The organism is Variovorax glacialis (genome assembly GCF_051216375.1).
In the GTDB taxonomy this organism is placed as follows: Bacteria; Pseudomonadota; Gammaproteobacteria; order Burkholderiales; family Burkholderiaceae_C; genus Variovorax.
Map to the genome: position 1 here is coordinate 37,737 of NZ_JBPJZT010000026.1, position 12,312 is coordinate 50,048.

Below are 12,312 nucleotides of genomic sequence, written 5' to 3' on the forward strand. Positions count from 1 at the left end.
CTCGGCCCGCGTCGGCCGTTGCACGGTTTGCCGCTGCCATGCCGCATGACCGCACGTCGTCGCCTTGTAGGCCAATGCCCCCAGACGCGTCCCTGGCGGCAGTCGCGTGGACACCAGCGCCATAGAGAATTGCGCGCGCATTGGGCCGCCGAGCCGGGCGCCACGCCCTCAAGACCTGGAACCCATGCCCATGAAGAGCGAACTCCAAGCGCTCCTGTCGACCTTGCAGGACAACGAAGCCAATGTCAAACCTGGCTCGACGAGCTCGGTGCGAAGGATCCGGAAACGCGTCGGTCCATTCAAGCGGCGCGGCGGAACTGCTGACGCATCTGCGCGAGGCAATTGCGGCGGATGCCGATCCAAATGCCATGGAATCGACGGCATGGGCGGGCACCCGCCAGGTGTGGAGTCCCTGTCGCGCTCAGGGGCAGCACGGGGGCACTCGGCCGGCGACCTGAGTCTCTTCGTGCTCGCGCTGAAGAAGCCGTTGTTCGACGGATTGCAGCGCAAGCTCTCGGCCGACCCCGCGGCCCTGATGCAGGCCCTGTGGTCCGCGACAATCATGGTCGACAAGCTCGCACAGAGAACGGTCGCCACCTTCCACAAGCGCGCGAGGACATCATCAAGCGCCAGCAGGAAGAGTTGCTCGAGCTTTCTACGCCGGTGGTCAAGCTTTGGGACGGCGTACTGACAACTGGGCTTGAGCGATGTCAAGGCCAAGCGGCCGGCGTTGGTCGTGACCGAACTGGGCACCAACCTCGTCCGGCGTGCACGACATGGCCATCTCCCCCACCGGCTTATTGCGGCCACCGTCCAGCTCATGGGGTCGGGGCGCACGGCGGATGCGCCCGGGCAGCACGCGGGCTCGCAAGACCCCGGCGCCTGAAGGACGCCTTTGACGCACGAGTCCAAGTCAGTGATAGTCTTCCTCGCGCTGATGTCGCACGGCCAAGACTATTACGGTCCTTCCGGGAACGATCTCATAGAGGGCGACGTAGCCTGATGCGCCAAGTCCCACGATCAACTCGCGGCGGGTAGTCCGACGGCCATCGCCCGCTTTCCGATAGGCCCAAGGGTTTTCCGAGAGCCTGGTCACGATACTGCTTCGGAGCTCGTCCAGGATCCGCTGGGCGTGTTCGAGTTCTTCCAGTGTCTGCGCCCGATCGATGAGGAAATCGAAGAGACGTCCAAGGTCGTCTTCGGGTGACGGAGTCATGTCGACTCCGAACAGGTCCATCACGAGCGGGGGCCTTGCAAGCTCCTGCGACGTGCGTTGATTCGGTCCTGAAGCCGAGCAAAGACCTCTTTGGCGGGGCGCGCCACCGCGTCGCGCTGATAGTGTTGCCAAGCGGCATCGCCGCGGGCATGAAAGTCTGCTTCGACGCGCCGAAAATCAACGGCGTGTCGGACCGCGTCCGCCACGAAGGTGCTGATCGTTTCGTTTTCCTTGAGCACGGCCTCGAGTTGGGCGCGCAACTCGGGTTCGACTCGGACCACAGGCAAAGTCGAGGATTTCATAGAGTCATTGTATCACAAACGTAATGCATTCCCCAGCCTGACCTGCACCCGCGGGCCTAATGAGGACGCAGGCCTGCGGAGCGAGCGGAAGCCTTCCCCTTCCAGCGTTCGCCGGAACTCTCCGAGCAAGTCCTTGTCGGCGCGCGCTGCACGCAGCGGTTGCCTTTTAGACAGTGCGCCGGAGGCGTCTCCAGCGTTTCCGATCAGCGAAGCAGGAACCGTCCAGCAGTTTTCAAGGGGCATGCCCACGGCACCTGCCCTATAGCGGCACTGATCAGGGATGCCCCAACTCGGCGGACTTGATGAAAATGCGGTCCGCTTGGAGGGCGAGTCGACTGGCCCACACAAACTGGATCGACCTCGCATCTGGTGGCCTCCCCGCCAGCGGAGACAGCCGACGGCAGGCACCGTAGCGGCAATTCGCGACGCAGGGATGGTGGCCCGGCGGCGGGGTCGAGCGCTTTGGGCGAAGCGGGAGAGCCCTGTCTTGCATGGTCACCCTGAAGGGCAGCGTCGATGTGCGCCTCTGCACGAGGGGCCCCGGCACGGTTCAGCGCCTGTCAGGCGACACGACAAACTGCCCCCTTGGCGACATGAGGAATTGACCCCCCTCATGGCGGGAGGCCAAGATGGAAGTCAACGTGTTCGAGCAAGCTCCACGATCCGAACGGATCGATTGGAGACAGGCGATGCAGGCACCGGAGGACGTGGAGGCGATGCTCAAGCTGGCGTCGCTCGGCTGGGGCGCCAAGCGCATTGCCAACGAGTTGGGTTGCAGCCGCAACACCGTCCGCCGCTACCTTCGCCAAGGCGGCTGGCAGCCTTACGAATCGCCGCCAAGAATCGGCCGCTTGAGCGAGCATGCCGAGTGGCTTGCGGGCCAATTCCGCCAGCACCGAGGCAACTGCGATGTCGTGCGCCAGGAGCTATTGCGCGTGCACGGCGTCGCGGTCAGTCTGCGCACGGTCGAGCGCGCCGTGGCGCATCTGCGCCGTGAGCTTCTGGCCCAGAGCGTGGCGACAGTGCGCTACGAGACGCCGCCCGGCCGCCAGCTTCAGATCGACTTCGGCACGGTGCGCGTGCCGGTGGCCGACGAACCGCTGAAGGTGCACCTGTTCGTCGCAACGCTGGGCTACTCCCGGCGCACCTTCGTCGCCATGTTCCTGCACGAGCGCCAGTCGGCGTGGCTGCAGGGCCTGGAAGGCGCCTTCCGGCACTTCGGCGGCACGACGCAGGAGGTACTCGTGGACAACGCGCGGGCCCTCGTGAACGAGCACGACGTGCAGACCCGCGAGGTTCGCTTCAACGACCGCTTCCACGCCTTCTGCCGGTACTGGAAGGTGACGCCGCGGGCTTGTGCGCCGTACCGCGCGCAGACCAAGGGGAAGGACGAACGCGGCGTCGGCTATGTCAAGCGCAGCGCCATCGCCGGGCATCGGTTCGCTTCGATGGAACACCTGCAGGCTCACTTGGCGCGCTGGATGCGGGAGGTGGCTGACGTTCGCGTGCATGGCACGACGGCAGAGCCTCCTGCGCAACGCTTCGAGCGCGATGAGCGACAGGCGCTTGCCCCGCTTGCCGCTCGGGCTCCCTTCCTGCAGGTCCGCGAACTCACTCGGCGAGTGCACAGCGACGCCTGCATCGAACTGGACACCAACCGCTACAGCGTGCCGTGGAAGCTCATCGGCGAGAGCGTGACCATCGTCGTCGCTGAGCGGCAAGTTCGGGTGCTCTATGCCGGCCAGGAGGTCGCCTGCCATGCGCAGAACATCGGCCGGCGCATCACCGTCATCGAGCGTGCCCATCTGGCCGGCATCGTCGGCGCGAACCTCGTCGGTGTGAGCTGGCTGACCAGGCCACTGGCCGACGGCGTGCCCGCGACCTTGCCTCCGGCAATGCCCGCCGAACTGCTGCGCCCGTTGGCCGAATACGAGAGCGCGCTTGGAGGTCGCTGGTGATGGCCGCCGGGAAGAAGGCCAAGGCACCGGCACTGGAAGTGTCGGGCGACCTGGAACCGATGCTCACACGGTTGAAGCTGACAGCCATCCGCGACCAGCTCGATACGCTGCTGGACCAGGCCGGGCGTTCGGAACTGAACCTGCGCGAGGCGCTGTCGATGCTGTGCGCGGCCGAGGTCGCACGCAAGGACGAACGACGCATCCAGATGGGCATGTCGATTGCCAAGTTCCCGTGCGTGCGCACGCTGGAGGGCTTCGAGTACGAAGCGCAGCCGTCGGTGGACCCCAAGCAAATCCGCGAGCTTGCCACCTCGCGCTGGATCGGCAACGGCGACAGCGTGCTGCTGCTCGGGCCGCCGGGTGTGGGCAAGACCCACCTGGCCGTGGCGCTTGGCCGCGAGGCCATCGTGCGCGGCTACTCCACGCTGTTCGTGCCAGCCACGGGACTGGTGACGCAGCTGGCCCGTGCCCACGCCGAGGGCCGGCTCGAGGAGAAGCTAGTGCACTTCACCAAGCCCAAGCTACTGGTCGTCGACGAACTGGGCTACCTGCCGTTCGAGGCAAACGCCGCCCACTTGTTCTTCCAGTTGGTGAGCCGCCGTTATGAACGCGGCTCGATGCTGGTGACCAGCAACCGCTCGGTGGCCGAGTGGGGAGCCGTGTTCGGCGACGCTGTGGTCGCCACCGCGATCCTGGACCGGCTGCTGCACCACAGCCACGTCATCACGATCCGTGGCGACAGCTACCGGCTCAGATCGAAGCGCCGCGCTGGCCTGATTAACCAGGCCAGCGCGAAAGATCAAGTCACAACCGATTGATCAACAACCCCGGGGGGGTCAGTTCTTCATGTCGCCAGGGGGGCAGTTCCTGATGTCGCTTGACAGCGCCGGCTCTGAGGGTGGCGCCCGACGGGCTCGAGGTAGTGAAGAGATCTCAAGGCAGATCATTCTATTCTCCAGGAGCGCAGGCCGAAACGCTTGCCGCGAGGAATCCCCGTAGGGACGCGATGGTGAGCATCAGCAGTGGCATTGCCCCCCCGCGAAGCCCTCACCTCCGCAAAGCGCGCTCACATCCGCGCAGGAAAAGCGCCTACGTGCGCGCGCGCACGGCGCCGCTCAAAGCGTTGCTCGCCGTGACTCTAAATTCGAACCTCGCCCGACGACCTGTGATCTATTTTGCAACCCGAGCGCCGTCGCCATGATGAGTCAACGTACACCTCCGCAACCGCCGATTCTGGAGCCCACGGGTGTCCCAGGCCTTGACGAAGTGCTGGCCGGCGGCTTGCCCGCCAGCCATCTTTATCTCGTTGAAGGAACACCTGGTGCCGGCAAGACGACTCTCGGCCTGCAATTTCTTCTCCAGGGGCGGGCGCTGGGACAGAAGGGCTTGTATGTCACGTTGTCCGAAACTTCCGACGAGTTGGCACAGGGGGCGCTGTCGCACGGCTGGGAGCTCGAAAAAATAGAGATTTTCGATCTTGTAAGCGACGAGGGCCTCAGCGCCGACGCGGAGCAGAGCATTCTCAACCCCTCGGACTTCGAGCTGGGCGAGACCATTCGCAGCGTCATGGCGTTGGTGGAACGTGTGCGGCCGGAGCGTGTCGTCTTCGATAGCCTCTCGGAACTGCGCTTGCTGTCCCAGAACCCGCTGCGCTATCGCCGGCAGATTTTGGCGCTAAAGCGATTCTTCCTGACGCATCGGTGCACCGTGCTGATGCTCGACGACAAATCTGCGGGCGCTGGGGATATGCATCTGCACAGCATTGCGCACGGCGTGATCCACCTCGAGCAGAACACCCATACCTACGGCCCCGACAAGCGTCGGCTGCGGGTGGTGAAGTTGCGCGGCGTGAAATTTCGAGAAGGCGAGCACGACTTCAATCTGGACCGGGGAGGGCTGAAAGTCTTCTCGCGGCTGGTAGCCAAGGAGCACGGTCGCGAGCATGCGAACGAAGCAGTGAGCTCCGGCAACGCAGAACTCGACCGGCTTCTGGGCGGCGGGCTCACGCCCGGCAGCAACCTGCTTTTCGCCGGCCCCGCTGGCGTTGGTAAGACCACAACCGCCGTGTGCTGCGCTCGGGCGGATATACAGCGCGGCGGAAAAGCGGCATTTTTTCTTTTTGACGAAGGCGTCAAGACCCTTCTGACGCGGTCGCGCGCTCTCGGACTCGACGTCGAACAGTACATCTCGGCCGGGCAGTTGTTGCTGCACACGGTCGATCCGGCCGAGATTTCAGCGGGCGAGTTTTCGCACCACGTGCGCGATGCCGTTGAGCAGCAGGGGGTGAGCACTGTGGTGATCGACACACTGAACGCGTACCTGATCGGCATGCCCGGTAGCAACTTCATGCTGCTGCAGATGCACGAGTTGCTGACCTACCTGAATCTTCAGGGCGTGACGACCATTCTTGTGCTCTCCCAACATGGCCTTTCTGGCGACGTTCCAAACGATGTTGACCTGAGCTACTTGAGCGATTCGATGCTGCAGTTCCGTTACTTCGAGGCCCGTGGGCAACTTCTCAAGGCGATGGCGGTGATCAAAAGTCGCGCGAGCGCGCACGCCTCCACGATTCACCAGTTCCGGCTTGGCCCGGGCGGCCTTGAAATCGGTGAAGCGCTCACGGACTTCGAAGGTGTCATGGCAGGGCTCCCGCGCTATCGGGGCCGGACCTCGCTGCTCGGCGACGCGGACGAGGCGTGACGGCGTGGAGAATCGAATACTCGTCCTGGCGCCCTTCGGGCGCGATGCTCGCGTCATCAGCGAAGTTCTTCGCGCGCGGCAGGTCATAGCCCACATTTGCGAAGACGACCACGCGCTGATCGTCGAAATCCAAAAGGAATCGGCCGCAACGATCCTTACAGAAGAAGCGCTCGGAGACGGCATCGTCGTTGCGCTGCGCGAGATGCTCGCGAGCCAGCCGCCATGGTCCGACTACCCGTTTGTCGTCCTGGCGGCGCGGCAGACGGTGCATCGCACCGATCGTGCTCGGTCAGCATTGCGAGAACTCAGCAATGTGGTGTTGCTTGAGCGACCAGTCAACCCTGACACTTTGGCGAGCGCGGCCGATTCCGCGCTGCGCGCTCGACGACGCCAGTACCTCACGCGCAAGCATCTTGCCGAATTGGAGGCGTCCAAGCTGAGCGTGGAGCAGCTCAACAACAAGCTGGAAAGCCGGATCGCCGAGCGAACTGCCGATCTGGCCAGCGCGAACGATCGGCTGATGCGCGAGATCCTGGAGCGCGAACGGGTCGAGAGTGCGCGCGTTCAGAACCAGAAGATGGAAGCGCTGGGGCGTTTGACCGGTGGGATCGCTCACGATTTCAACAACCTCCTGCATGCCGTCAACCTGAACCTGCAGCTGATAGAGCGCTCGACGATCAAAGAGGATCGTGTTCGCCACTACGCGCGCCGGGCCAAGGAAGCGGTAGAGCGAGGCTCGCGCCTGACGGGTCAGCTACTGTCCTTTGCGCGCACGCAGAGCCTGGTGCCGAAGCTGCACAATGTGAACGATCTCATCCGCAATATGGGAGAACTGATCTCGATTTCGGTGGGCGCTCATGTCAAGCTGTCGTTTGTCTTGTGCTCCGAACCCGCTTACGTCGTCGTCGATGCAGCCCAGATGGAAATGGCGATCCTCAACCTCTCGGTGAATTCGCGCGACGCTATGCCCCAGGGCGGCGTCTTGGAAATCCACACGGAAATTGTGCCGCCCGACGTCGATGTCGACGCCGAACACACCGGGTATCCGCTGGGCTCGATCAGCGTCAGCGTGCGCGATACCGGTGAAGGGATTGCAGACAACCTGCTAGGCAAGATTTTCGATCCGTTCTTCACGACGAAGCAGCATGCCGGGACCGGGTTGGGCCTGAGCCAGGTCTACGGGTTCACCAGGCAGTCGGGAGGCGATGTGGAGGTGCAAAGCGAAGTGGGCGCAGGAACGATTGTCAAGCTGCGTTTCCCACTGGCACCTGCGCCCAAGGATGCAGCGGGAACGATGCCGGACGGGCAGACCGCCGCGATGGCATCACAGGCGGAGATCCTTGTCGTGGAAGACGACCCAACCGTCCGCAAGAGCATGGTCGAGTGCCTTCAGGTGCTGGGATTCCAAGTCCGGCAGGCGGCGGATGGCGCCGCGGGCCTTGCCGAGTTGCAAAAGGCGAAACCGGATTTGCTGCTGGTCGACTATCTGATGCCACGAATGAATGGGGCGGAGTTGATAGCCCGTGCGCGCGAGATGTACAGCGATCTCCCAATTCTGATGGCGACCGGCTATGCAGACATGAACGCGGTCGAGCGTCTCATCGGGCCGAACTCGGTGCTGGCCAAGCCGTTCGATCTTGAAACTATGGGTAAGGCGGTTTCGGCTGAGCTCCGGCGAAATCGCCCGCCGCTGCCGTAGCAGCTCAAGGGACGCGTCACGACACTACGACAAGTCAGTCGCAGGCTACCTCTAGATTCAGTGAAGCAAGTCGGGGTTGTCGAGTGGTCCTATCTTCCGCGCAGAGGAGTCGACGGGCTCGGGTTTGCAAGTGCCTGTCGCATAACGACGTTTACAGCCCGACAAAATGACGCAACCAGTGCGTACCCGTCTCCTGCGCGCTAGTTCGCGGAGCCGCTGCATCTTGGTTTGATCCGGTGCAATGCGCATGCTTCTACCTCTATATAGGCAGGATTGACAACTTTACTTGAAGCGCAACGCACCAGCGTCCCGGAACATCCCTCACCATTTCGCGATTGAATGCAGGAAGGTCCGTCGGGCTTTCTGCTAGTCACGAGGCCTCGTTCGACCACCACCTCGCGATCAAACCATTCCGCACCGGCATTTTGCAAGTCGGCGCGAAGTGAAGGCCATGACGTCATCCTGCGTCCCCGAACACCGTTCGCGTCGATCAACGTCCACGGACCACCGCAGATTGCAGCGATGGGCTTTCGTTTTCCACAAAAGCCCGCACAAAGGACACCGCCTGCTCATTGATGCGAAGCGCGTCGGGATTCATGACGCCTCCCGGCAGTACCAAAGCGTCGAAATCGGTGGCCGAAGCTTCGTCAAGCGGCAGATCGACTTCGAAGCTACCTGCCTGCACCTGATGATTCCAGCCGCACACGCTGCCCTCGTGCGGAGAGACGATTCGGGTTGCGGCACCAGCTTCCTCCAGGGCTCTGCGAGGCTCCGTCAGTTCGACCTGCTCGAAGCCATCGGCGACCAGGATGGCAACCTTCATTCCCTTGAGTGTCGAGTCGGACATTAGGACTCCTTTGGAGATTGTGGAAAGCGTTGACGCTACACGGGCAAAACGACCGGGCGCGATCAGCACATCGCGTGCGGCCTTGTCGGACGTGCGCCATAGGGGCGAGACGAGGCGCCAAAGGGCGAATCGATCCCTAGGCCCCGCTTGACCGGACATCCAGAAGTCGCTGGCCACCGTGAGCCCCCAGTAGGCGTCCTGCTCCGTGCGCTGGGAAGCGGAATCAACAAGCGGTTCGACGTGTGGGTCGCGCGCACGACTGGGGCCGCACGCGTACGTCGTCGGCTTCGGGAACGGCTTCCTTGATGTATCAATCACCAGGTTTGCAACTCGGAAGTGCGCCGACGCGAGGCAGCTTTACTGTGGTGTCATGCCGGCAACTTCATCCACCCGACATTTCGTCCGTAGCAACCTCAAAGCGCTCGAGCGTATTTGCGCCGAACACCATCGTGATCGGCACGTCGGCGGCGTCGCGACCGCGCGCAATCACAATGCGACCGATGCGAGGGGTGTTGTGTCGCGCGTCGAAGGTATGCCAACGGTCGCCCAAGTAGACCTCGAACCAGGCGCTGAAATCCATGGGGAGGCGCACCCGTGGAACGCCGATATCGCCGAGATAGCCGGTCACGTAGCGCGCAGGGATGTTCATGCAGCGGCACAGCGTGATCGCCAGGTGAGTGAAATCGCGGCACACCCCGGTGCGTTCGCGATAGCCCTCCAACGCGGTGCGTGTGGCACGCGCCATCTGGTAGTCGAAGCGCAGGTGCTGGTGTACGAAATCGCATATCGCCTGCACCCGCTTCCAGCCCAACGGCACATGGCCGAATCGTTCCCAGGCAACCTGCAGCAATTCGCTGTCGACTTCGCAGTAACGGCTGGGCAGCAGGAATTGCAGCGTCTCCACCGGGAGGTCGGCAGGCGCGTGCTGGTAGGCACCATAAGATGCGGGATCGGGCAGGCCGCTGTCGAATACCACGGCCTCGTTGCGCAGCCGGACCCGGCTCACGCCGAACGGGATCTCGACCCGGGCGACTTGGTTGTCGAAGGCGTCGCGGTAGTGGTCCGTGCGAAGCGGCGGGCTGATCGTGATGGCCTCGCCGCCACCTTGGAGGTCACCCGTGCGCGAGGGGTGCAGCGCCAGCATGTAGATGAGGGCGGTCGGCGCCGCAACCCCGAGTTCGATGTCGAAAGCGATCTTGATGAGCATATGGGGCACCTTTGAGCAGTAAACAGCATGGCTGCTGGCGATCGGTACACGAACAGATGAGTCACCGTTGGCGCGCTATGCCGGCGCCGTCTGCGTGCGGATCTCGGGGATTGATGCAAAGTTCATAGGCGCCTCACCCCGTCGCGCCGCGTGCACGACGCGGTGGATGAACTCCAACTTCGCGACCACCGGCTCGACGATTACGAAGGGGTAGCTGTCGCGAGAGCCCAGGCTGCGGTCCATTGCATTGATGAACTGGGAAACCGGGAGCCACTGTTCGATGACCGCTGGTGAAATGCGCTCGGCCTCCGGATCCAACGGCGTCGCGATCAATGCGGGCGCCCCAGGCACCGCGTTGGCGAGTTGCATGCCCCAGGCCGCAGCCGTTTCGAGGCCGTCCACCATATGCAGGTAGTGCGCCCAGGTTTCTGCCCAGTCCTCCCACGAGTGGGAACTGGCATAGACACTGATGTGGTGGAGTGGCCAATCGGCCTTGGGGCTCGCATAGCGACGCTGGAGCGACTCTGCGTAGTCCACCGATTCGTCACCGAACAGAGACCGATACTCCTCCAACCACGCCGTGTCGCGGATGAGGCGGTCCCAGTAGTAATGTCCGATCTCGTGGCGGAAGTGACCGAGCAGCGTGCGATAGGGCTCGTGCATGGATAGGCGGATCTTTTCGCGTTCTGCATCATCCGCTTCCGCGATGTTGAGGGTGATCACCCCTTCGTCGTGGCCGGTCAGGACGCGTGCTTGGGTAGAAACTTCTTCGAGGAACTCGAAGGACAAGCCGTTCGCGGGATCTTCGATCTTGTTTGGCACTGGCAAGCCGAGTTGGAGCAGGGTAAAGAATAAGCGTCGCTTGGCCAACTCGAGCAAAGCCCAGTAGCCGCGATTCTCGGGCTTGGACAAAGCTGGAATGGTGTGCGTGGTGCGGCACGATGCGCAATGCTCATGCGCGCTGTCGGCAGGCACGAGCCAGTTACATACACCCTCTTTCGCGTTTATGCAGGGGCGATACTGGACGCCGTCCGAACCTGCGCGCGTCCAGACGCCGTCTGTGGAGACCTCGAAAGCCACCATGAGTTGCTCTTCGACCGAGAAGCCCAGGGTCGCCTTACAGTTTTCGCAGCTTAGGTTTTCGAAGAAGACCCGGCCGCCACAACGCGTGCAGTTGAAAAGTTTCATTTGTGAGGGGAGGAGTAGCCAAAGAAAAGGCCGGCATACACCGGCCTGCATTGAGCTTAAAAAGCTTAGGTCAAGGCTTTTTGGTCACCGTCTTCACGGCTTCCTTCACGTCGCCCACTTTTTTCTGCACAGCGCCACTGCTTTATCCGCGACACCTTCGGCCTGCAGACGCTCGTTGCCGACAACCTTGCCCACGGCTTCTTTGACTTTTCCCTTTGACTTATCCAACGTGCCCTTGACTTGATCCTTGTTCATATTTCACTCCTTGGGTTGTAGATTGGAGTTATGCTGACGCCTCTGGGAACAGAGTTTTGCGCGCGCTTGCGCCATCGAAATGTAGGTCACGACTGACCCTTTGTCGCGCCACCGCAGGAGAAGGTTGGCCACGCTCCCGCTTCGAAACCATGGCTTCGGAGTTGGAAAGGCACTCGTTCCTGGTGGGGCGCATCCGCCAGCTGCGGATACGTAGACCGGCGCGCAGCCCTGCCGTGGCTCTCTCTCACGCTGCCGAAACAACCTTCGGCGAAGAGCGCACGGCTCCAGGGCATCGGCGACAGTAGCCCGCAAATCATCCGCGTCGAGTTGCAGCATTTCGTGCAAGCATTGCGCTTGCGCTTCGGTAAAGTGTTCCGGGGACCATGCCCGAAGCAAGCTCTCAGCGAATCTCCTGTCGATCGCGCTGAATTTCGCTACTGTGAGAATCGTCTCTGCCTGCGCCTCGGTGAACGTCGCCGGGATGCCCGCGAACACCGTCAGGGGCGCGTCTGACTCAGAGCCGGAAGTACGTGTGAAGTTTTTCATCTCCAACCCCTTGTTCCCTCCTTCCCGGCAGCACTTGTGGGGGGCACTGACAGAGTTGGGTCCGGCCGGCGGCTGGACTTGACCCTGTTGCGCGGACGGGTTGGGACTTGATTCCCAAGTCAAATGCTTGGCGACGACGAAGACTTGTCCACCGGCGGCGTGGCGCATGCCACGCAGACGCCGACGGTGGTCAAGTCGTGTTCGAGGCGAGGCGGTTGCTTGAACATGCGTTGTAGTTCCTTTCAAGCATTGCCGGCGAGACTTGCCCGAGTGCGCTGTGACGTCGGCGCGGGTTGTACCAGCCCTCGATGTAGGTGAACAGCGCCAGCCGAGCCTCGGTCTTGGTCTGCCAACTGCGCCGGTCGATCAGTTCGCACTCGAGCGTGGCGAAGAA

General features: G+C 62.6%; 11 protein-coding genes and 1 pseudogene. 5 read left to right on the forward strand and 7 right to left on the reverse strand.

Annotated features, from left to right (window positions below; genetic code table 11):
* Positions 1-700 precede the first annotated feature (700 nt).
* Complete coding sequence (locus ACSFBL_RS33095; RefSeq protein WP_435520051.1) at positions 701-886, forward strand: hypothetical protein; 186 nt, start codon at positions 701-703, stop codon at positions 884-886.
* A 27-nt stretch (positions 887-913) separates the two neighbouring features.
* Here the strand turns inward: ACSFBL_RS33095 and ACSFBL_RS33100 are convergent, their stop codons facing one another.
* Together ACSFBL_RS33100 and ACSFBL_RS33105 are read right to left on the reverse strand one after the other, a co-directional pair.
* A complete protein-coding gene (locus ACSFBL_RS33100; protein ID WP_435520060.1) occupies positions 914-1,237 on the reverse strand; it encodes a type II toxin-antitoxin system RelE/ParE family toxin in 324 nt (107 codons plus the stop codon).
* Positions 1,237-1,518, reverse strand: coding sequence for a YlcI/YnfO family protein (locus tag ACSFBL_RS33105; protein WP_435520052.1), 282 nt, complete (start codon positions 1,516-1,518; stop codon positions 1,237-1,239). The genes ACSFBL_RS33100 and ACSFBL_RS33105 overlap by 1 nt, the downstream gene beginning before the upstream one ends.
* A 689-nt stretch (positions 1,519-2,207) precedes the next feature.
* Here ACSFBL_RS33105 and istA point away from each other — a divergent pair.
* The 4 genes from istA to ACSFBL_RS33125 all read left to right on the forward strand — a co-directional run bounded on the left by istA (position 2,208) and on the right by ACSFBL_RS33125 (position 7,875).
* Positions 2,208-3,476, forward strand: a complete 1,269-nt coding sequence (istA, locus tag ACSFBL_RS33110) for an IS21 family transposase (protein ID WP_435520053.1) — start codon at positions 2,208-2,210, stop codon at positions 3,474-3,476.
* The gene (gene istB / locus ACSFBL_RS33115) at positions 3,476-4,294 is read left to right on the forward strand and encodes an IS21-like element helper ATPase IstB (RefSeq protein WP_435520054.1); all 819 of its coding nucleotides are present in this window, start codon (positions 3,476-3,478) and stop codon (positions 4,292-4,294) included. Before istA ends, istB begins: the two co-directional genes overlap by 1 nt.
* A gap of 382 nt (positions 4,295-4,676) precedes the next feature.
* Positions 4,677-6,176 (forward strand): ATPase domain-containing protein, encoded by a 1,500-nt coding sequence (locus tag ACSFBL_RS33120; RefSeq protein ID WP_435520061.1) that lies wholly within the window; start codon positions 4,677-4,679, stop codon positions 6,174-6,176.
* A 4-nt stretch (positions 6,177-6,180) separates the two neighbouring features.
* A complete protein-coding gene (locus ACSFBL_RS33125) occupies positions 6,181-7,875 on the forward strand; it encodes a response regulator (protein ID WP_435520055.1) in 1,695 nt (564 codons plus the stop codon).
* Positions 7,876-8,134: 259 nt separating this feature from the next.
* On the opposite strand, the pseudogene ACSFBL_RS33130 reads toward ACSFBL_RS33125, so the two are convergent.
* The 5 genes and pseudogenes from ACSFBL_RS33130 to ACSFBL_RS33150 all read right to left on the reverse strand — a co-directional run.
* A pseudogene (locus ACSFBL_RS33130) lies at positions 8,135-8,722 on the reverse strand (type 1 glutamine amidotransferase domain-containing protein).
* Positions 8,723-9,104: 382 nt separating this feature from the next.
* Positions 9,105-9,929, reverse strand: coding sequence for a transglutaminase-like domain-containing protein (locus tag ACSFBL_RS33135; RefSeq protein WP_435520056.1), 825 nt, complete (start codon positions 9,927-9,929; stop codon positions 9,105-9,107).
* Positions 9,930-10,004: 75 nt separating this feature from the next.
* Positions 10,005-11,117, reverse strand: coding sequence for a zinc-binding metallopeptidase family protein (locus tag ACSFBL_RS33140; protein ID WP_435520057.1), 1,113 nt, complete (start codon positions 11,115-11,117; stop codon positions 10,005-10,007).
* Positions 11,118-11,222: 105 nt separating this feature from the next.
* Positions 11,223-11,372, reverse strand: coding sequence for a CsbD family protein (locus tag ACSFBL_RS33145; RefSeq protein ID WP_435520058.1), 150 nt, complete (start codon positions 11,370-11,372; stop codon positions 11,223-11,225).
* A gap of 736 nt (positions 11,373-12,108) precedes the next feature.
* On the reverse strand, positions 12,109-12,312 hold a 204-nt coding region (locus ACSFBL_RS33150; RefSeq protein WP_435520059.1), incomplete at its 5' end, for an IS3 family transposase.